Annotated in this window: 16 protein-coding genes; 8 read left to right on the forward strand and 8 right to left on the reverse strand. The window is 64.2% G+C overall.

All coding sequences use genetic code 11. The annotated features are described in order from the left end of the window. Positions 1 to 254: 254 nt before the first annotated feature. Positions 255 to 1,013, forward strand: coding sequence for a competence/damage-inducible protein A (locus LDB05_RS05845; RefSeq protein WP_226006989.1), 759 nt, complete (start codon positions 255 to 257; stop codon positions 1,011 to 1,013). Between the two features lie 124 nt (positions 1,014 to 1,137). On the opposite strand, the gene LDB05_RS05850 is transcribed toward LDB05_RS05845, so the two are convergent. After that, positions 1,138 to 1,782, reverse strand: a complete 645-nt coding sequence (locus tag LDB05_RS05850) for a metal-dependent hydrolase (RefSeq protein WP_226006990.1) — start codon at positions 1,780 to 1,782, stop codon at positions 1,138 to 1,140. 152 nt (positions 1,783 to 1,934) lie between these two features. Between LDB05_RS05850 and LDB05_RS05855 the strand changes: the two genes are divergently transcribed. After that, a complete protein-coding gene (locus tag LDB05_RS05855) occupies positions 1,935 to 2,645 on the forward strand; it encodes a helix-turn-helix domain-containing protein (protein ID WP_226006991.1) in 711 nt (236 codons plus the stop codon). Between the two features lie 298 nt (positions 2,646 to 2,943). After that, positions 2,944 to 5,151 carry an amino acid permease gene (locus LDB05_RS05860; protein WP_226006992.1) on the forward strand — a complete coding sequence of 736 codons (2,208 nt, stop codon included), beginning with the start codon at positions 2,944 to 2,946 and terminating at the stop codon, positions 5,149 to 5,151. Positions 5,152 to 5,212: 61 nt separating this feature from the next. On the opposite strand, the gene gcvH is transcribed toward LDB05_RS05860, so the two are convergent. From gcvH to LDB05_RS05875, 3 genes are all read right to left on the reverse strand, one after another. Next, on the reverse strand, positions 5,213 to 5,596 hold the full coding sequence (gene gcvH, locus LDB05_RS05865; protein WP_226006993.1) for a glycine cleavage system protein GcvH: 384 nt from the start codon (positions 5,594 to 5,596) through the stop codon (positions 5,213 to 5,215). Beyond that, positions 5,596 to 6,693 carry a glycine cleavage system aminomethyltransferase GcvT gene (gene gcvT, locus LDB05_RS05870; protein WP_226006994.1) on the reverse strand — a complete coding sequence of 366 codons (1,098 nt, stop codon included), beginning with the start codon at positions 6,691 to 6,693 and terminating at the stop codon, positions 5,596 to 5,598. Before gcvT ends, gcvH begins: the two co-directional genes overlap by 1 nt. 540 nt (positions 6,694 to 7,233) lie before the next feature. Next, a complete protein-coding gene (locus tag LDB05_RS05875; protein ID WP_226006995.1) occupies positions 7,234 to 7,437 on the reverse strand; it encodes a hypothetical protein in 204 nt (67 codons plus the stop codon). A gap of 407 nt (positions 7,438 to 7,844) precedes the next feature. Between LDB05_RS05875 and LDB05_RS05880 the strand changes: the two genes are divergently transcribed. Then, positions 7,845 to 9,326, forward strand: a complete 1,482-nt coding sequence (locus LDB05_RS05880; RefSeq protein WP_226006996.1) for an aldehyde dehydrogenase family protein — start codon at positions 7,845 to 7,847, stop codon at positions 9,324 to 9,326. Between the two features lie 66 nt (positions 9,327 to 9,392). Here LDB05_RS05880 and LDB05_RS05885 read toward each other — a convergent pair whose 3' ends face one another. Further along, positions 9,393 to 11,018: a S8 family serine peptidase gene (locus LDB05_RS05885; protein ID WP_226006997.1), complete on the reverse strand. Its 1,626-nt coding sequence runs from the start codon at positions 11,016 to 11,018 to the stop codon at positions 9,393 to 9,395. Positions 11,019 to 11,282: 264 nt separating this feature from the next. Beyond that, positions 11,283 to 12,986 carry a S8 family serine peptidase gene (locus LDB05_RS05890; RefSeq protein ID WP_226006998.1) on the reverse strand — a complete coding sequence of 568 codons (1,704 nt, stop codon included), beginning with the start codon at positions 12,984 to 12,986 and terminating at the stop codon, positions 11,283 to 11,285. Positions 12,987 to 13,310: 324 nt separating this feature from the next. Here LDB05_RS05890 and LDB05_RS05895 point away from each other — a divergent pair, with 324 nt between their 5' ends. Beyond that, positions 13,311 to 13,769: an NYN domain-containing protein gene (locus LDB05_RS05895; RefSeq protein ID WP_226006999.1), complete on the forward strand. Its 459-nt coding sequence runs from the start codon at positions 13,311 to 13,313 to the stop codon at positions 13,767 to 13,769. Positions 13,770 to 13,784: 15 nt separating this feature from the next. Here LDB05_RS05895 and LDB05_RS05900 read toward each other — a convergent pair whose 3' ends face one another. Together LDB05_RS05900 and LDB05_RS05905 are read right to left on the reverse strand one after the other, a co-directional pair. Beyond that, on the reverse strand, positions 13,785 to 14,057 hold the full coding sequence (locus LDB05_RS05900; RefSeq protein WP_226007000.1) for a DUF7513 family protein: 273 nt from the start codon (positions 14,055 to 14,057) through the stop codon (positions 13,785 to 13,787). Continuing rightward, positions 14,054 to 15,607, reverse strand: coding sequence for a Na+/H+ antiporter NhaC family protein (locus tag LDB05_RS05905; RefSeq protein WP_226007001.1), 1,554 nt, complete (start codon positions 15,605 to 15,607; stop codon positions 14,054 to 14,056). Before LDB05_RS05905 ends, LDB05_RS05900 begins: the two co-directional genes overlap by 4 nt. 271 nt (positions 15,608 to 15,878) lie before the next feature. Here LDB05_RS05905 and LDB05_RS05910 point away from each other — a divergent pair, with 271 nt between their 5' ends. From LDB05_RS05910 to LDB05_RS05920, 3 genes are all read left to right on the forward strand, one after another. After that, the gene (locus LDB05_RS05910; RefSeq protein WP_226007002.1) at positions 15,879 to 16,730 is read left to right on the forward strand and encodes a TatD family hydrolase; all 852 of its coding nucleotides are present in this window, start codon (positions 15,879 to 15,881) and stop codon (positions 16,728 to 16,730) included. 169 nt (positions 16,731 to 16,899) lie between these two features. Continuing rightward, a complete protein-coding gene (locus LDB05_RS05915) occupies positions 16,900 to 17,478 on the forward strand; it encodes a DUF2150 family protein (RefSeq protein ID WP_226007003.1) in 579 nt (192 codons plus the stop codon). A 76-nt stretch (positions 17,479 to 17,554) separates the two neighbouring features. Further along, a complete protein-coding gene (locus LDB05_RS05920; protein WP_226007004.1) occupies positions 17,555 to 19,249 on the forward strand; it encodes a hypothetical protein in 1,695 nt (564 codons plus the stop codon). Positions 19,250 to 19,296: the final 47 nt, after the last annotated feature.

Raw genomic sequence — 19,296 nt, forward strand, 5'->3', positions numbered from 1 at the left:
TGGTTCTCGGGAGGACTCACTCACTGTTCCACGGTGGATTCGATCGTCCACCGCGTCCGAATCGATGGGACGGCCCGTATCGCTCGGCGACGGGACGACTGCGATGTCGCCATCGCCTGTGTCAACGACCATACGAGTAGTTCGCACACGGCTCACAAAACCGTGGCGCTGGCGCTCGCTCGAACGGGTCCGTCCGCCGTCGATTGCCGACAGGATCCCGGAGCGAATAACTGCCCGGCCCCCCAAGGCGGGCTATGAACGTCGCGATCGTCACCGTCGGCGACGAAATTCTCGCAGGGTCGACGACCAACACCAACGCGTCGTGGCTCGCCCAGCGGATCACCGAACGCGGCAGTACCGTCGCTCGCATTCTGACGATTCCCGACGAGCGCGAGCTCATCGCCGACTACGTCGCCCGCTGGAGCGACGAGTTCGACGCCGTGATCGTCACCGGCGGGATCGGGGGCACTCCCGACGACGTAACCGTCGAAGCCGTCGCCGACGGCCTCGAGCGCGAGTTCGTCGTCCACGGCGAGATTCGAGACCGGCTGGTCGAAAAGGCGGCCGCGTTCCGGGACGAAAACCCGGACATGGTCGAGGAGTACGACCTCCAGCTCGACATCGACGCCGCGGCGTCGATCCCCGAAGGCGCGACGCCGATCGTCGTCGACGAGGGGTGGGCCCCGGGCTGTATCGTCGAGAACGTCTACGTCTTCGCCGGCATCCCCGACGAGATGCGGGCGATGTTCGAGGCGGTCGGTGACGAGTTTCAGGGCGAGGCAGTCGCCCGAACGCTGTACACGCCGGCCCCGGAGGGATCGCTGTACGACGCGCTCGAGGGCGTCACCGATCGGTTCGACGTCTCCGTCGGGAGTTATCCGCGAAGCGAGAACCGACCCGGCCGGCTCCGCGTCTCGAGTACCGATCCGGAGACGGTCGACGCGGCGATCGAGTGGCTGCGCGACCACGTCGAGACGACTGACCCGCCGACCGAAACGGACGCGGCCGAGTAACGAACTGGGCCGATATTCGAGCGTAGCAAACGGATCGCGCCAGCGACGCCGCTGTAATTATCGCTCTGGATCTCGATACGTCGACCGCAGCGACATCGCGGCACTGCATCGACGGACCCGCGTCTCACGCGGATCGCCGATCCTCCACGATCCGCGCGACGACTACCGTATACCCGGCGAGGGTGAGCACGAACCGCTCGCCGGTCGCAGCGATGGGGAAGATCCGCTCGACGCCCGTCGCGGGTTCGTCTCGTGTGGGATCGAACCCCGTCCTGTAGTGGGTGTTTTCGGTCGTCCCGCGCGTCGTCGAGTCGGCGACGGTTCCGCCGTCAAGTTCGACGAACGTCTGGACGAGGCCGCGCTGATCGGTTACGAGTAGGGTTCCCGAGAGGTCGTAAAACCGGTCGTGAAGCGGCCAGAAGAGGTTGACGCCGTTGAAGAAGGCGTCGAACAGCACGTGTGCGAACAGGAGTCCCGCAAGGGTAGCCCACGCGACGCGCGGGGCGGCGTCTCCCCACCGCGCGCGAACGATCGACTCCTCGCGGATCACCGCGTCCCACAGGAGGAACCCGGCCGGGAGGAGGACGATCCAGACGTTGTGTAACGCCGCGCGGTGGGTCCCGGGAACGACGATTCCGATCACCGTATCCAGATCGAGGAGGGCGCTACACCCCATCACGACCAGAATCGATCGGGTGTCGAACCGCTCGCCCAGCAACGCGACTCCGATCAGTCCCGCGAACGCGACGTGGACGACGGTCGACGGCATCACCCGACGACTCGAACTGCGTGGGCTTGACTGTTGGGGGAAACAACCTGTTCTATGCGATACACGGTCGAGTCGACGATACCGCCGATCTACGGCCCGCGATACCGATCCGTCTCCGGTAGCTACTTGCCCCGACCGAGTAACCGTCGTGTATGGGTGGACGCGGACCGAAACGGGAACTCGCCGAGAAGATCGCCGGGGAAATCACGCTCAGTGACGACCCCGGTGCCACGCTGCGCAAGTGGCGCACCGATTTCGACGTCTCGCAGACTGATCTCGCTGCCGAACTCGAGGTTTCGTCGTCGGTCATCTCCGATTACGAGAGTGGGCGGCGGGAGAGCCCCGGCATCGGCGTCGTGGGCAGACTCGTCGAGGGACTGCTCGCGATCGACGAGCGACGCGGCGGCGAGCGAATCAGACAGTACGGCCGCGTCCTCTCGGCGGGGTTCGACAGCGACGTCGTCTACGACCTCCGGGAGTACGCGACGTCGATCCCGCTCACGACGCTGTACGACGATCTCGAGGCGACCGAAGTGGCCGAAAGCGGGACCGACAGCGTCAGCGGCCACACGGTCATCGACAGCATCGAGGCGATCACGCGGCTCTCGAGCGAGGAGTTCTTCCGCCTCTACGGACAGAGCACGAACCGCGTCCTCGTCTTTACGGGCGTCACGCGCGGCGAATCCCCGCTCGTCGCGCTGCGCGTCGTCAATCCGACGCCCAACGCCGTCATCCTGCACGGAATCGACGAGGCCGACCTCTGGGATCACGCGGCCGATCTCGCGAGAATCGACGGCTACTCGCTCGCCGTCACGAACGCGCCGCTCGACGAGATGCTCGAGTACCTCGTCAGCCTCGAGTGAGCCCGCGCGATCGGTAGTCTCGACCGCCAGCACCGCCTGGAGCGATTTTTCTTTATGACCGTGCATGATTCGGAGAAATTTCTGGAGAAATAGCAGTTTTATACGCATTATTGATGTGTGTATATGACACACGCGGAGGGAATCCGTGAGATTTATTTAGTTCCCGTTATGACCCTCTCACAAGCGGGTATCCGGTTTCTGGATACCATCTCGCGTCGCTCCCGCGTCTGGCTCCGTTCGATCAGCATATCTCGCGTTCGGAGGCCGCCGCTCGAGACGTGATTACCAGTTACTTCCCATGACAAAAGACCTCGAACGAGATCTCGGACTGCCGGCGGTAATGGCGATCAGTATCGGAGCGATGATCGGGAGCGGCATCTTCATTCTGCCGGCACTGGCGATCGAAATCGCCGGTCCCGGCGTCGTTATTGCCTATTTGGTCGCCGGTTTGCTCGTGGTTCCGGCCGCGTTGAGCAAGTCCGAAATGGCGACTGCGATGCCCGAAGCCGGCGGGACGTACATCTTCATCGAGCGCGGGATGGGGCCGATACTGGGGACCGTCGCGGGCGTCGGAACCTGGTTCTCGCTCGCGTTCAAAGGCGCGCTGGCCCTCGTCGGCGGCGTTCCCTACCTCGTCCTCCTGTTCGATCTGCCCGTGAAACCTGTCGCCCTGACGCTGGCTGTCGTCCTCATCGCCGTCAACGTCCTCGGGGCGAAACAGACTGGCCAACTGCAAATCGCGATCGTCGTCGTCATGCTCGCCGCGCTCGCCTGGTTCGTCGGCGGCGGGGTGCCGACGGTCGATCCCGGACAGTTCGACGGCTCGCTCGACGACGGTCTCGGCGGCCTCCTCGCCGCGACCGGCCTCGTCTTCGTCTCCTACGCGGGCGTGACGAAGGTCGCGAGCGTCGCCGAGGAGATCGAAGACCCCGGTCGAAACATTCCGCTGGGGATCCTCGGCTCGCTGACGTTCACGACGATCCTCTACGTCCTCATCGTCGCGGTGATGGTCGGGACGTCGCCGCTCGATGCGCTCGCGGACTCCGAGGTGCCGATGGCGATCGCCGCCGAGGGAACGCTCGCTCGAACGGGCGTCATCGCCGTCGTCCTCGCGGCGATCCTCGCGCTCGTCAGTACCGCCAACGCCGGCATCCTCTCGTCGTCTCGCTATCCGTTCGCGATGAGTCGCGACGATCTCGCACCGCCGACGTTCGCGACCGTCCACGATCGCTTCGGCACGCCGACGACCGCTATTACCCTCACCGGCGGGGTCATGCTCGTCCTGATCGCGTTCGTTCCCATCCTCCAGATCGCCAAGCTCGCCAGCGCGTTCCAGATCCTCGTGTTCATCCTCATCAACGTCGCCGTGATCGCCTTTCGACACGCCGATCTCGAGGACTACGAGCCGAGCTTCGAGTCCCCGCTGTATCCGGGGATGCAACTGTTCGGGGTCGCGAGCGGCCTCGTCTTGCTCACGCAGATGGGAACCGTCGCCCTGGTCGGTGCGGCCGTCATCACCGCGGGGAGCGTCGGCTGGTACTGGGTCTACGCCCGCCCGCGGATCGATCGCGCGGGTATCGCGGTCGACACGGTCCGCCGAACGACCGGTCGCTCCGCCGTCGATCGGACGGAGGACGCCCTCGAGTCGCCGACGTCGGACGTGCTCGTCGCGCTGACGGAGGGGACCAGTGAGGCGCGCGAGCGGCAACTGATTCGGATCGCCGCGGACGTCGCCCGCAAGCGCGGCGGTGGCGTCACGGTCATTCAGTTCGACGAGGTGCCGGATCAGGTCTCGCTGGACTTCGCCTCGGAGACGCAGTCGCCGGCCGATTTACAGTTCGAGGAACAGACGGGACAGCTCTCCCGGGAGTTCGACGTGCCGATCTCCTACGGCGAGATCGTCAGCCACGACACGAAACACGCGATCGTCAATTTCGCCGTCCACGAGGACGCCGACGTGCTCCTGATGGAACGCCAGCCCGGCGGGCTTCGACACCAGCTCGTGGGGAGCCCGATCGAGTGGATCCTGCGACATGCCCCCTGCGACGTCGTCCTGGTCGAGGATCGGAACTTCGATACCGTCTCGGAGGTGACGGTGCTCACCGATCAGAGCCCGTTCGATCCGTCGAAGGTCACGATCGCTGACGCGCTCGCGACCGAGTTGGACGCGACGGTCCGGCTCGTCTACGCCCTCGACTCGTCGGCCTCGGCGGATCTCAGGCGAACGATCGAGGACTATCAGGACGAGCTCGTCGAGCTCTGTTCCGCCCCCGTGACGACCGAGATCGTCGAAACGGACGGCTCGACCGAGGAGCTGATCGCCGTGGCCCAAACTGCGGAGTTCCTCGTCATCGGACGCGAAGGTGGCCGACTCCGAACCCTCGTCGGAAACGATCTCTCCGACCGGCTCATCGACGCCACGGACTCGCCGGCGCTCGGCGTCCACGCACACGAGTCGCGCCAGCCGGGCCTCGTCGGACGGATCGTCGAACGGTTCGTTTTCTAAGGGCTCGCGGACCGCTCGCTGCCGGCTCTGGTAGCACTCTCGAGAGAAGGGCGTACTCCGATTAGGCGATCTGGTTTTCGTACTCGTCAGCGGTCAGGAGGTCCTCGAGGTCGTTGAGGTCGTCGGCCTCGATCTCGAGCATCCAGCCCTCGCCGAAGGGGTCCTCGTTGACGAGTTCGGGCGCGTCGAACAGGTCGTCGTTGATCGCGACGACCTCGCCGCCGACGGGCGCGTAGAGGTCGGAGACGGCCTTGATCGATTCGACGACGCCGAACTCGGTTTCGGCCTCGAGTTCGTCGCCAACGTCGGGGAGTTCGACGAAGACCACGTCGCCGAGCTCGTCCTGTGCGAAGTCCGAGATGCCCACGCGGACGACGCCGTCGGTTTCGAGTGCCCACTCGTGCGATTCCACGTACCGTCTATCGTCGGGAACGTCGAAGCTCATTATACTGTGTCGATGAAGGGTGTGGTTTCAACTCTTGCTTTCTTCGATTGACCGCGGACGATGACCTGCAGGGTGGTCCCCGGCTCCGCGTACTCGACCGGGACGTAGCCGAGCCCGATCGGTTGCTCGAGGGTCGGGCTCATCGTGCCGCTGGTGACGGTGCCGATGACCCGACTCTCGGTGGTCGTGATGTCGTAGCCGTGCCGCGGGATACCGCGATCGATCAGCTGGAAGCCGACGAGCGCTTCGTCGACGCCCGCCTCCGCGACCGCCGCGAGGGCGTCCCGGCCGACGAACTCCGTCTCGAGGGCGACCGTAAAGCCGATCCCCGCCTCGTAGGGGGTTCGCGGGTCGTCCTCCGCGTCGAAGTCCTGGCCGGCAAGCAGTAGGCCGGCCTCGATGCGGAGCGTGTCGCGCGCCCCGAGCCCGCAGGGCTGGCAGTCGAACTCGGTCCAGATCTCGGTCGCCGCGTCCCAGGGGACGATCAGTTCGAAGCCGTCCTCGCCGGTGTAGCCCGTCCGGGCGGTCCAGCAGTCGACGCTCTCGATCGTCGCGTATCGGGCCTGGAACCGATCGAGATCGGTGACCGAGTCGTCGGTCGCGTCCTCGAGGAGATCGGCGGCGTTGGGCCCCTGCACGGCGAACATCGCGTACTCGTCGGTCTGGTTGTCCACGGTCGCATCGAGCTCCCACTCGTTGCGGTAGTCGATCCACCGTTCGTGGGTCGCCTCGTCGGTGCCGGCGTTGGGAACGAACAGGTAGGTCGCGTGATCGTCTTCGTCGGGCAGCCGATAGACGACGGTGTCGTCGATGATGATCCCGTCCTCGTCGGTGATGGTCGCGTACTGGGAGTCGCCCACCTCGAGTCGGGTGACATCGTTCGACGTCAGGCGCTGCATCAGTTCCGTCGCGTCCGGGCCAGTGACGTGGATCTGACCCATGTGCGAGACGTCGAAGATCCCGGCGTCCTCGCGGACGGCGGCGTGCTCCGTCTGGATCGAATCGAACTCGACCGGCATGTCCCAGCCGCCAAACTCCGTGAACTTCGCACCACGGTCGTCGTGAATCCCACGTAACGGCGGCGTCTGAAGCGGCATACCCAGACCGTCATTCGCGGAGTAGTAATGTCTTTTCGTCGGCCAGCGATCTCAATATTAATCGTCGGCGTGCTGTGGCGCGCTGTCCGCGAGGCGCGACCATCGGAAGCGCCTCGGAAGCGAACGGAGAGCGTAGCGATCCGTGAGCGGGTCGGCCGAACGGCGAGTGAGGACGGCCGATAACACTGCGCGAGGGATGAGCGAGGAAGCGCAGCGACCGAGCGAATCGGTTGGGGAGGGCGTGGCAATCACGTGTTGCCACGATAGCAGAACACTTCCTGGCGCTAGTTCCACACTCATAACGGATCGGTCTACTCACAGAGTTGCTGGTCGCGCGTTTCACGGACGATTTCGAGAGTACTCTGGTGCGGTAGCAAGAGACGAACGGACTCGAGTCCCGTTTCCGAGCCGGCCGGCCAGACGATCGTGCCGATTCCGTCGATAGTGCTAATGGGTGGTGTCGACGATGGTGGTGTGGTCGTGTCCGACTCGCGACGCCGACCGATCGGCTGCTCGCCGGGGCTCGAGCGCCGACCCCAGTTACTCGCCGTCTTCTTCCTCAGCCCCGTGGACGCTCTCCCTGTGGATCAGTCCGGGCGCGATCGAGCAGCCGCAGGGCTCGACGGCCCCGGTGTGGGGACCGGTCGACGTGAGCCCCGTAATCGGCTGGCCGTAACAGGGACAGGAGAGGCGTGGCATCTCCGTCCCGTCTCCGCCGCCCTCTTCGTGGTCGTCACGGCTCATCGCGAGCACACCTCGCGATCCGCAGTAGCCTCGAGACTCGTTTCGTCGTGCGATTCTGTCGTCGTGCGGGACGTTTATATCCCGGTAGAATGAACGGAATCATGGCGTCCGAATCCTTACGCGGGTTTGGAAGCCACGTCTCGGGTGTTGGTTCCACCCGGGGCATTTCGATACAGCCCCCTGTCGTCGGAGACCGGCTTCCGATTTTCAGTTTGATGTGTTATCACTTATATCTACTTCTAATCTATCGAAATCGAGTCGAGTGGAACCCTCGCTCGAGGCGGACCGCACGCGATCGAATCCACGCCGCCACTCGAGCGTTAAATAATCTCGGTTACAAACTTGTAACCTATTTGTATCCGGTTGACCAAAACATATGACTGAACCTGCCGTACCCGAGATAGACGATGAGCGTCCCGGAACTCGAACCCGACGCCGACTGGAACCGATTGTACATCGACGGCGAGTGGCGCGACGCCGCGAGCGGCGACACGATCCCGGTGGAGAACCCGGCGAAACAGGAAGTGTTTACGGAGGTCCCGGCCGCGACCGAAGACGACGTCGACGCTGCCTACGAGGCGGCCGAGGCCGCACAGCCGGCGTGGGAGGAGACTCCCCGCGAAGAACGCAACGAGATCGTCGAGAACCTGCTGGACGAACTCAACGACAGCTTCGAGGAGATCGCGGGCCTACTCGCGACCGAAGCCGGCGCGCCGGCCTACCGCGCGATGGGCGAGTTCGCGACCGCGACCGGCGACGTGGAGATGGCGCTGGAGCTCGAGCCCCCCGAGGAGGAGGTCCGACCCTCGTCTTCGATCGAGGACAAGGACAACCACGTCGTCTACGAGCCGGTAGGCGTCGTCGGCGTCATCTCGCCGTGGAACTTCCCGCTGCACCTCACGCTGCGAGCGGTCGCCCCCGCGATCGCGCTGGGCAACACCGTCGTCCTGAAGCCCGCGACGGACACGCCGATCACGGGCGGGCTGCTCGTCGCGACGCTCTGCGAGGCGGCCGGCGTCCCCGACGGCGTCGTCAACGTCGTCACCGGCCGCGGCTCGGACATCGGCGACCGGATGTCGACCCATCCGATCCCGCGCGTGATCTCCTTTACCGGCTCGACGGCCGTCGGCAAGCGCGTCGCCGAAAACGCCGCCGGAAGCCTCGCGCTGCCGGCCCTCGAGCTCGGCGGGAACGCCCCGTTCGTCGTCACCGACGAGGCCGACATCGAGCGGGCCGCCCGCGCCGGTGCGTTCGGTTCCTTCTTCCATCAGGGCCAGGTCTGTATCTCGATCAACCGGCATCTGGTCCACGAGGACGTCTACGACGAGTACGTCGACCTGCTGGTCGACCACGCCGAATCGCTCGTCGTCGGCGATCCCTCCGAGAACGAGGACGTGACGTTCGGCCCGGTACAGAACGAGACCCAGCGCGACGATCTGCTCGAATTCATCGAGGAAACCCGCGAGGCGGGCGCGACGATCGAAACGGGCGGCGAGGCCGACGGCCTGTTCGTCGACCCGACCGTCATCTCGGACTGCACCAACGACATGCCGACGGCGTGTAACGAACACTTCGGCCCCGTCGCGCCGGTAATTCCGTTCGCGGACGACGAGGAAGCCATCGAGCTGGCCAACGACACCGAGTACGGCCTCTCGGCCTCGGTCTTCTGCGAGGACGCCGAGCGTGCTCGAGCCCTCGCCGATCGGATCGAGGCAGGGATGGTCCACATCAACGACCAGCCGATCAACGAGGACCACAACGCGCCCTTCGGCGGCGTCAAGCAGTCCGGCCTCGGTCGGTATCACGGCGAGTGGATCGTTCAGGAGCTCACCGAACCCAAGTGGATATCCGTCCAGGGCGAGGAGCGGGACTACTTCGTTTTCGAGTAACACGGACGATCACGAACGGGGCCTACGATGGGCGGATTCACGCCCGTTGTGCTCGACTCGATTCCGTTATCGTCCCCGTTCCTCGAGGCGCAACGTGTACTCGCCGCTCCCGCTGTTGGCGTGTACCTGCAGACCGAACTCCTCGTCGCCCTCGAGCGAGAGCGTGATCGACTCGCTCGTGCCGGACCCCGTCGACGATTCGTCGTAGCTCCACCGGTCGGGCGAACTGCCGTCAGTGGTCACGTAGAGGTCGAAGTCGCCTCCGTCCGGTCCCTCGAGCGAGATCGTGATCGAACAGGGATCGTCGGTGTTCAACGAGTAGCTGTAGTTATCAGTCTCGCCCCACCAGCCGCTGCCGTCGAGCGTCCCGCTCGCGCTCGCGGTGACCGTTTCGTCACCGCACTCGCCGGTCGATTCCTCGTCGTCGGTCCCGCTTTCGCTGTCGTCGGGCGACGATCCGGTCTCGACCGCTCGAGCCGCGTCGACTCGGCCGTACCCCTGTTCGTCGCTCGACAGTCCGACGTCGACCGCCGTTTCTCGAAGGAGGTCCCGGAGCTCGGTTCGGGAGAGGTCGGGATCGGCCGAGAGTGCGAGCCCGGCCACGCCGGACACCACCGGTGCTGCCATCGAGGTCCCCGACATTCGGGCGTAGTCGTCTCCGGTGACGGTCGAGACGAGCCGGGCACCCGGTGCCGCGAGTTCGATCTCCGGTCCGGTGTTGGAGAAGGAGGCGATCGAGTCGTCGTCCTCGACGGCCGAGACGGCGATGACGGTGTCCTCGGCCGCCGGAGAGTAGACGCGGCCGTTCCCGTCGTTGCCGGCTGCACCGACGAGCAACGCTTCTCGATCGGCCGCGTACTCGCAGGCGGCGGTCAGCGTTTCGTAGGAGCCGTCGACACCCAGAGAGAGGTTGATAATGTCCGCGCCGGCGTCGGCCGACCACTGAATCGCGTCGGCGATATCGGAGAGCGATCCCACGCCGTCTTCGTCGAGCGCACGGACCGAGAGGAGCGAGCAGTCGCTGATACCCGCGTGGCCCGTCCCGTCGTTCGTCCCGCCGGCGGCGATTCCACCGACGTGCGTGCCGTGATCTGCACCGGCGGCCGGATACGGGTCGCCGTCACGGTCGACGAAATCCTCGCCGACCCGATCGTCGACGATGCCCTCGAGTGCGGGATGGTCGTACTGAATGCCCTGATCGACGACGGCAATGACGACGTCCTCGCTCCCGCGCGTGGTTTCCCAGGCGGTCTCGCAGTCGATCTGCTGGGGAGCGTGCTGATAGTCGTAGTAGGGGTCGTCGGGCTCGAGGAACGACTGAACGGAGACGTTCGGTTCCGCGTACTCGACGGCGGGCGAGCTGGTGATGGCATCGATGAACTCGTCGCGAGCGGCGGCGGGCGCATCCGACGGGAACGAAACGACTGCATAGCGAATCGTCTCGTTCGTGTGAACCACGTCGGCGTTCCCGGGGACGGCGGCGCGCGCCTCGCCGGCCACGTCCGAGGCCGACGGCGCGATGCCGACGATGATCTCGTCGTCTTTCGGTCCCGGGTCACGATCGGGCGTTGCGCTCGTGACACCGGACGCGCCGATCGCCCCGCCGAGAGCGACCGACCCGACACCGGTCAGGATCGATCGGCGGTCGTGCGTACGGCCGGCAACGTCGTCCGGCGGACTGTTCTGTGTCATAGGACGACAGTCATCACTGCCTGAAATTAGTAAACTCTTATCGAACTTGTGGTGATTTATTTTTGAATATATCGACTATATTGTTACAGAATGAAAAAATGTGAGCGGATAGTGTGTGTACATGTGAAGCCGTCCGGTTACGGCACCCGGCCGACCCTCGGGAAACCCGTTTTGGGTTTCTCGCACTGAGACGACGGGATGTCGAACTAGCCCCGTCGATGACCTCGAGCAGCGACTGCGATCGGCGTGTCCGAGGTGACTGGCCTATCGGCCTCGCTCTTCGACGCTCACCGTGTAGGAGCCGCTGCCGCTGTACCGATCGACGAGGATGCCGAACTCCTCGTCGCCGTCGAGTTCGACCTCGATCGATTCCGTCGAGTCACTGCCGACCGAACGCTCGTCGTAGTCCCACGTCGTCGGCGTCCGTCCGTCGAGGGTCAGGTAGAGGTCGAAGTCCGCGTTGCTCGGGCCCTCGAGGCTGACGGTAGCGCTGCAGGGATCCGCCGTTTTGAGCGTGTAGGTGTAGCTGTCACTCGGGTTACCGAACCAGCCGCCGCTGAGCTGGCCGTCTCCACTGGCCGTGTTCACTTCGTCGCCACACTCACCGGGGTCCGGATCCGGATCCGGATCGGGGTCCGGGTCCGGATCTGGATCGGGGTCAGGCTCCGTACCGGGATCGGTGGTGACGGCGTTGGCGGCGTCGACGCGACCGTTCCCCTGTTCGGTGTCATCCAGGCCGATGTCGACGGCCGTCTCGTTGAGGTGGGTTCGCAGCTCCTCGTTCGAGAGCTCCGGCCAGGCCGACAGCGTGAGTCCGGCCACGCCGGCGACGACCGGCGACGCCATCGAGGTGCCGGAGAAGCGTTCGTACTCGTCGAAGGGGACGCTCGAGAGAACCTGGCCACCGGGTGCGGCCAGTTCGATTTCCGGGCCGACGTTCGAGAAGTCCGACAGCGTTTCGCCTTCGTCGAGCGAAGAGACGGCCAGGACCGTGTCGTATGCGGCCGGGTACGAGACGGGGGCTCCGCTCCCGTTGCCGGCAGCCGCTACGATCAACGAACCTTGCTCCTGTGCGTACTCACACGCCTGCTGCATCGTGTCGGTCGCACCGCCGCCACCGAGGGACATGTTGATGATGTCGGCCCCCTGATCGGCCGCCCACTGCACTGCATCGGCGATATCGGTGAGCGAACCGCCCCCGCCGCTGCCCAGCGCTCGAGCCGAGATCAGCGAACAGTTCGAGATACCGGCGTGTCCCGTGCCGTTATCGGTACCGCCGGCTGCGATACCGCCGACGTGGGTGCCGTGGTTCTCGCTGGCGTCTGCCGGGTACGGATCGTCGTCATCGTCGACGAAGTCCTGCCCGCCGTTCGAGATGTCGTCGACCATGTTCTCCTCGAGGTCGGGGTGGTCGTACTGGATCCCCTGGTCGACGACGGCGATCGTCACGCTCGGATCGCCGAGGGTCTCGTCCCAGGCTTCCTCGCAGTTGACCTGCTGTGGCGCGTACTGCTCCCCATATCGCGGGTCGTCGGGCGTGAGAAGCGGCGACGCACTCCCTTGCGTGTCAACCGTCTGGCCATCGTCCCCCGATCCGAGTGGTTCGGCTTCGAGGGTGTGGTAGGTTACGTTGTCTTCCGTGTACTGTACCTCGTTGACGTCCATGAGGTTCCGTTTGACGTTTTCCTTGGCCTGTATGGAGGCTTCGTCGGCCATCTTTACCGACGCATAGCCGAGCGTTTCGTTCGTGTGGACGATCGTCGCGTTGCTCGGGAGTTTCGCCTCGACTGCTGCTTCGATGTTCGAAACGTCGGAATCGACACCGACGATCATTTCGTCTTTCTTCGGCCCCGGCTCGCGCCCCGGCGTTGCGGACGTAACGCCGCCGAAACCGACCAGTGCACCGAACGCGCCGGCCGCTTCGAGAAGCGACCGTCGGTTCATTTGCGTGCGTTTATTATCGGACATGATGCGGATGAATGGTATTGATTCGCATATTAAAATATTTCCAAATTGAATAAGATTTGAAATAAGCTAGATATATTATTTAAAAAATTACGGGCAAACGCTATTACTGATAGCAGATACCATGATCTAGACTCACACACAATAATAGATAATAAACGCAATAAGTATTTATTTGTTCCCTGTTATAGCAATGATTTTTTAACCTTCAGGCCCTAATGCGGCCCGATATCGATCGATACTCGGATCGATTCGACGGCGACTCACGGCGACGGTGGCGTTTCGTCACACCTATCTCCGGGCGCGGGAAAGAGCGGGCACCTGACTATGTTCGACCGCGTTCGTACCCGTCTCGCCCCAGATACCGCACGCGAGCCGGCAGTGGGCCTGTTCGTCGACGGACCGAACGTTTTCCGCGACGAGTTCGACGTCGACCTCGACGACCTCCGCGACGTAACTCGCGAGCACGGGCGCGTCGGGGTCATCCGACTCTATCTCGACGAACACGCCACACCCGGGCTCATTCAGGCCGCCGAGGCCCGGGGCTTCGAAGTGATCGTCACCAGCGGTGACGTCGACGTTAAACTCGCCGTCGACGCAACCGCGCTCGCCGGTGACGGAACCATCGATCGCCTTGCGATCGCGTCACGGGATACCGACTTCAAACCCGTTCTCGAGTACGCGGGCACCGTCGGCGTCGAAACCGTCGCGATCGCACCGGGCTCGCACGGCCGTTCCGACGCGCTCCAGAACGCGGCCGACGACGCGGTGACGCTCGAGCCCTGAGAAAGTTCGGGGAACTCAACCGCTGTAAGAACTCTCGCCGACCACTTCGAGGAGTTCGCCGCGCCCGCTCGCGGTCGCCTTATCGAATTCGGTCACGCGGACTCGAACCTGCTTTTCGACGGTCTCTGCACCGGCACCGTCGACTACGAGCTCCGTATCGCCGATGTATACCGTCCCGCTGGTGCCGTTCGATTCGGCCACGAAGACGTCGATTTCGCTTCCCACTTCGAGGGACGGTCTATTCGCCCGGAACTGCCAGCCTTTGAGATAGGTTTCGAAGAAGCTCATACGCGTGCCACCTCCTCGCTCTCGCGATCGATAACGTACTCGCGGCCGAAGCCGGTGAGCGCCGCGAGGACGAACACTGCCACTAGCAACCATCCCTGGAAGACGAACGGGACGACGTCGATGGGCGTTACGACCATCGACTGCTCGAACCAGTCGTACTCGCCGGGGAGGTTCTGCATCGCGCTGAAGCCGGCGAGTACGCCGCCCGACCACGGGAAGATGTAGCCCAGGGCGGCGGTCTGGCCGTCCAAAATGTTCGCGCGTCGGTACCCGTTCAGGTTGAATCGCTCGCCGATCTTCGAGATGTACGGACCGATCGCGACCTCGGCGGCCGTGTTGATCGTGATGATCGCGTTGATCAGCGCCGCCGATCCGACCATCGTCAACTCGGCGTTGCGGACGTTCGTCGCGAGGTTCTCGATGGACCACTCGAGTAACACCTGGAACGCACCGCCCCGAATCATGATCTGGGCGGCGCCGATGATCAGGAGGACGAGAATCGAGAGCTCGAGGAAGCCGGAGACGCCGGTCATGAGACTCCCGGTGACGCCGACCGAGTCGGGGTTGTCGACGACGGTGAGGACCGGGAGAAACTCGAGCGGTTCGGCGAGCGGCGCGTCGCTGGGCGCGTTGAACATGACCATGTCGCCGAGACTCGCGAGGCCGAAGACGAGATTGAAGGCGATGGCGATGACGATCCCCCACGAGATCGCCTCGACGATGTGACGGCCGGCGACGGCCGCGCCGATCACGGCGGCCATCGAGAGGACGTGAACGAGACCGATCGCCTCGCTGCCCTCGAGGAAGATCGCCTGCGCTTCGGCGGATACGTCGAGGCCGGTCATCGCTCCGCCGGCGGCGACGTAGCCGAGGAAGGCGACGATCGCGGCGACGATGACGTACTTGAACCGCGAGGCGACGACGCCGCCGATGTCGGCGTCCTGGGTGACGGCGCTGACGATGGTCGTGTCGCTGACGGGCGCGAGGTTGTCGCCGAAGATCGCCCCCGAGAGGATCGCACCGAACAGCAAGACGGGGTTCGCACCGAGCAACACGCCGGCCGGGAAGAACAGGCCGACGAAGGCGACGGTCGCGCCGTATCCGGTTCCGATCCCCGTGGTGAACACCGCCGCGAGGACGAACGTGATCGCGGGGAACAGCGCCGCGCCGACGCCGACGCTGTCAGCCAACCAGACGAGCCCGCCCACGAAACCGCCGTCCTGTAACAGCTGGGCGAACATACCGGCCCAGAGCCACGCGACGATCGCGGTCACCGCGACCGGCTGTGTCATTCCCTCGAAGATCGTGTTGGCGTAGGACTGCCAGTTCCCCCGGACGAAGAACATCCCGACGATGAGTCCGATGAGAATGCCGACGATGAGTCCGCCGGTATCCCCGATCCGCCAGAGGGCGGTCTGGACGATGGCCCAGACGATGAAGATCCCGATCGGAAGCGCGCTCATGCCGCGGCCGCCGTAGAACTCGACTCTCGGCCCGTCGTCGTCCGGCTGTTCGAATTGATCGGTCGGATCCGTCCCGGTATCACTCATACTCGATCACTCATGTGGTACACGACTGTGCTAACTATATTCGACATAATAACTATTTCTGACAGTACTGGGTTTCTGGATATCGTCGATTGCTATCTATCCTTCGTCCAGTACGGACGGGCCCTGTCATTTACCCGTCGATTTCGGCCGACGGCGGCCGGTCAGTGGATGCCACTCCTCGAGCCAAACTCGACGGCCGACGCTCGAGAGAGTCGCCGGCGTGCGGCCGGAAGTCGATGACTTTTCGGACGCGGCTCCCCCACTGACTGGCATGATCGACGATCGGCCGGTGCTCGACGACCACCTCCACCTCGATCCCGACAACAATCGGGGTATCGATGCCGTCCGCGACTTCGCCCGCGTCGGCGGCACCCACCTGCTCGTGGTGAACAAACCCTCCTGGCACCTCGGCGTCGAGGCCGAGACCGGCGAGGACTTCCGAGCGGTTTTCGAGCGAACCATCGAAATCGTCGACGAGGCCTCGAGCGAACTCGAGGGCCGAGCCTGGCCCGTCCTCGGCGTCCACCCGGGACTGATTTCGCGGCTGGTGGACGACCGCGGCTTCGCGCCCCAGGAAGCCCGGGATCTCATGCAGGCGGGGATCGACGTCGCCGCGGAGTACGTCGATGCGGGCGAGGCGCTGGCGCTGAAATCCGGGCGCCCCCACTACGAGGTCGACGACGACGTCTGGGCGGCCTCGAACGCGGTCATGCGGCACGCGTTCGAACACGGGGCCGACCTCGAGTGCGCCGTCCAGCTCCACGCCGAGGCCAGCGAGGACATGACCGAGGTCGCTGCTTGGGCTGAGGACGCCGGAATGCCTGCCCACCGGGTCGTCAAACACTACGCGAGCGGCCGCCTCGAGGGACCGACCCCGAGCGTGATGGCCGATAAAGAGCGCCTCGAGACGGCCGCCGAGCGCGGCGAGCCGTTCCTGATGGAGACCGACTACATCGACGATCCCGACCGCCCGGGCGCGGTGCTGGGCCCCAAGACGGTCCCCCGGCGAGTCCGGTGGTTGCTCGAGAACGGTCACGACGAGGCGGTCCGGATCGCACACGTCGAGACGCCGATGGCGGTCTATGGGATCGACACGGAATCGACGCTCGCGGGAGACGAGTAATATCCGATTACGTTCTTCGGCTGCGGACGCGCGGGACGGTGATGGGCGGGTTACTCCCCCCACGCGTGGCTGTACGCAACTCTAGGGGGTTCGTTCGTCCCGGCTAAACAGTCACGTGAAGCGGTCAGTGTAGAGAAAGGCATTTCAAGCGGCCGGTGTAGGTGTTTGTATGAGCAATCCCCCGACCGAGTTCTACTCGGAGGAACGCTGGCAGAACTGGATCGATCGCATCAAAGACGAAGACATCGATCCGGAAGACGAATCGTCGGCGCGGCTCCTGTTGAACCTGCAGGACGACACGGCGATCGCGATCGCCAAGATCGTCGCCGCCTACGACGACGGGGAACTCGATCAGGAGGACGCACTCGAGGAGATCAACGACGTCCGCGAGATCGTCCTCAGCGAGATCGACATCGAGGACGAGGAGAAGCTGATTCTCGTCGACGGCGTCCAGACGAGTCTCGTCTGCGTCTTCTTCGCGGCCGAGGAGTACGTCGCGAACGGCTCGGCCGAAGAGGGCAGCGTCGGCGATTACCTCAGCGCTGCGGCCGACGCCGAAGCCGAAGAAGACCTCGACGCCGCGCTCGGCTACGCGGCACAGGCCGGGACGCTGATTATCGACGATGGGGAACTCGATATGAGCGTCGCCGAGGACCTCGAGTACGGACTGGTCACGGAGTGGATCAACGGGCTCGATAGTCTCCAGAGCGCAATGAGCGATCCGGAAGTCGTCGAAGAAGACGAGTAATCGATCGACCGCGTCGGTTACGGACTGGTCGTTCGATAGCCACCAAACGTTTAACCGACGGTGACTATCCTCGCGTATGTCACGGTGGGCAGACGAGCGTGCGGTGACCGTCCAGATCGGGGCGGTCCTCCTGCTCGCCATCGTCTTTTCCGCGCTCGCGCTCTACCAGGTCAACGCCGTTCCCGCCGAGAATCAGGCCATCGAGAGCGAGCACAACCAGCAGGTCCACGACGAGTTGCAGGAGCTGCGAAACGCGATCCGAAACGTCGGCACGAGCGGCGGTTCGGAGTCGGTCTCGGTCACGCTCGGTACCAGTTACCCGACCCGGACCTTTCTGACGAACCCGACGGACCCGACGGGAACGCTTCGGACGAGTGAGACCGGAACCGTCCGTATCGACAACGCCAGTGTCGACGAAGCCGACGGATCGTACACCGGAAATCCGGACGCGCTTTTGGGGACAGACCACGAGACGCGGACGCTCCGCTACGAGCCCTCGTACAACGAGTACCGCACTGCACCGACGACTCGACTCGAGCACGGCTTCGCGTTCAACGATTTCGGTGACGCCACGGTCGCGCTCACCGAGCAACCGCTGATCGACGGCGACCGAATCACTATCGTCCTCGTCGAGGGGAACCTGTCGACGTCCTCGAGCAGCGCGACGACCGTCGACACCAGACTACTGAGCGGTCCCACAGATCCCGTCGATCTCGAGTCCGACGGCGGCAATATCACGATCACGCTTCCGACGCGGTCGCCGACCGCGTGGAACGAGACGATCGGGACCGATTTCGGGACTGGCGAGGAGCGAGCGAGAGTCACGGCGTACGCGGACGGCAACCTGACGATCGAACTCGAGAACGAGTCGGCTGCGGAGTACGAACTACAGATGGCCCGCGTCGGCGTCGGTGATGCGAGCGCGCCGGCCGACGATCCGTTCGACGTTCGGGACGCCGACGGCGGCGGGGGTAGTGGTGGATCGACGCCCGCCTACTACGTCGACTGGCAGGATCCGTCCGGACAGTCCAGTGTCGACGATAGCAACTGCGATTCGACCTCGTGTATCGTCACCGGCGACGAAGTCGATCTCACGATGGAAACCGACGAAACCGCTGCCGATGCCGGCGTCGAATACGCGGTCAGCGACCAGAGCGTCGGAACCGTCTCGCCGTCCAGTGACAGGACCGATGCTGACGGTACCGATACCACGACGTTCACAGTGGATTCGAACGCGGTGGACGGCGACACCGTCAACGTCTACACCTCGAGCGGAAGCGACGGTGACAAGATTCTCCTCGAAATCGATCGGGAAAGCGGTGGCGGGCAGGTGCTACAGCCAGTCGAGGTCAGAGATACGGGTGATCGACTGGTGTTCCGTGTGGAGAACACCGGCAGCGAGCAAGTTACCGTCGAGAAGTTCGAGGTCGACGCGACCGGCATCGGGAGTGGAATAACGATCGACAACGGCAACGCGTTCGAGGGCGAAATCCGCCGTGCGACCCAGAACGGTGAGGCAAACAGGAAAAATAGGGACGTGTTCAACGCCGACGGCACGCGGTACGATCTCGTCGCCGACAGCAACAAGGGAAGCGATGGCCAGTACGCGATTATTGATTCCACTGACGACAGTGTCGAGATCGACTTCAGATACTTCAGTCAAGACCTCGGAACCCTCGCGGTCGTCGATTCGGCTGCCGACGCCGACGTGACCGTCACGTTAGTTCTGAGCGACGGCTCCGAACAAGTATTTTATTTCGAACGACAGTAGTCATAGCCGGCTCGAGCGATGACGACAGGGGAGTCATCGACGATCGT

Origin of the sequence: Natrinema salinisoli (assembly GCF_020405205.1) — an archaeon.
In the GTDB taxonomy this organism is placed as follows: domain Archaea; phylum Halobacteriota; class Halobacteria; order Halobacteriales; family Natrialbaceae; genus Natrinema; species Natrinema salinisoli.

Excerpts from the sequence above, each read along its gene's own strand:
- LDB05_RS05880 (WP_226006996.1), top strand. The coding sequence starts at position 7,845 with ATGAGCGTCCCGGAACTCGAACCCGACGCCGACTGGAACCGATTGTAC.
- gcvT (WP_226006994.1), bottom strand. The coding sequence starts at position 6,693 with ATGCCGCTTCAGACGCCGCCGTTACGTGGGATTCACGACGACCGTGGT.
- LDB05_RS05920 (WP_226007004.1), top strand. The coding sequence starts at position 17,555 with ATGTCACGGTGGGCAGACGAGCGTGCGGTGACCGTCCAGATCGGGGCG.
- LDB05_RS05850 (WP_226006990.1), bottom strand. The coding sequence starts at position 1,782 with ATGCCGTCGACCGTCGTCCACGTCGCGTTCGCGGGACTGATCGGAGTC.
- LDB05_RS05910 (WP_226007002.1), top strand. The coding sequence starts at position 15,879 with ATGATCGACGATCGGCCGGTGCTCGACGACCACCTCCACCTCGATCCC.
- LDB05_RS05860 (WP_226006992.1), top strand. The coding sequence starts at position 2,944 with ATGACAAAAGACCTCGAACGAGATCTCGGACTGCCGGCGGTAATGGCG.
- LDB05_RS05905 (WP_226007001.1), bottom strand. The coding sequence starts at position 15,607 with ATGAGTGATACCGGGACGGATCCGACCGATCAATTCGAACAGCCGGAC.
- LDB05_RS05875 (WP_226006995.1), bottom strand. The coding sequence starts at position 7,437 with ATGAGCCGTGACGACCACGAAGAGGGCGGCGGAGACGGGACGGAGATG.
- LDB05_RS05855 (WP_226006991.1), top strand. The coding sequence starts at position 1,935 with ATGGGTGGACGCGGACCGAAACGGGAACTCGCCGAGAAGATCGCCGGG.
- LDB05_RS05845 (WP_226006989.1), top strand. The coding sequence starts at position 255 with ATGAACGTCGCGATCGTCACCGTCGGCGACGAAATTCTCGCAGGGTCG.
- LDB05_RS05900 (WP_226007000.1), bottom strand. The coding sequence starts at position 14,057 with ATGAGCTTCTTCGAAACCTATCTCAAAGGCTGGCAGTTCCGGGCGAAT.
- LDB05_RS05895 (WP_226006999.1), top strand. The coding sequence starts at position 13,311 with ATGTTCGACCGCGTTCGTACCCGTCTCGCCCCAGATACCGCACGCGAG.
- gcvH (WP_226006993.1), bottom strand. The coding sequence starts at position 5,596 with ATGAGCTTCGACGTTCCCGACGATAGACGGTACGTGGAATCGCACGAG.
- LDB05_RS05890 (WP_226006998.1), bottom strand. The coding sequence starts at position 12,986 with ATGTCCGATAATAAACGCACGCAAATGAACCGACGGTCGCTTCTCGAA.
- LDB05_RS05885 (WP_226006997.1), bottom strand. The coding sequence starts at position 11,018 with ATGACACAGAACAGTCCGCCGGACGACGTTGCCGGCCGTACGCACGAC.
- LDB05_RS05915 (WP_226007003.1), top strand. The coding sequence starts at position 16,900 with ATGAGCAATCCCCCGACCGAGTTCTACTCGGAGGAACGCTGGCAGAAC.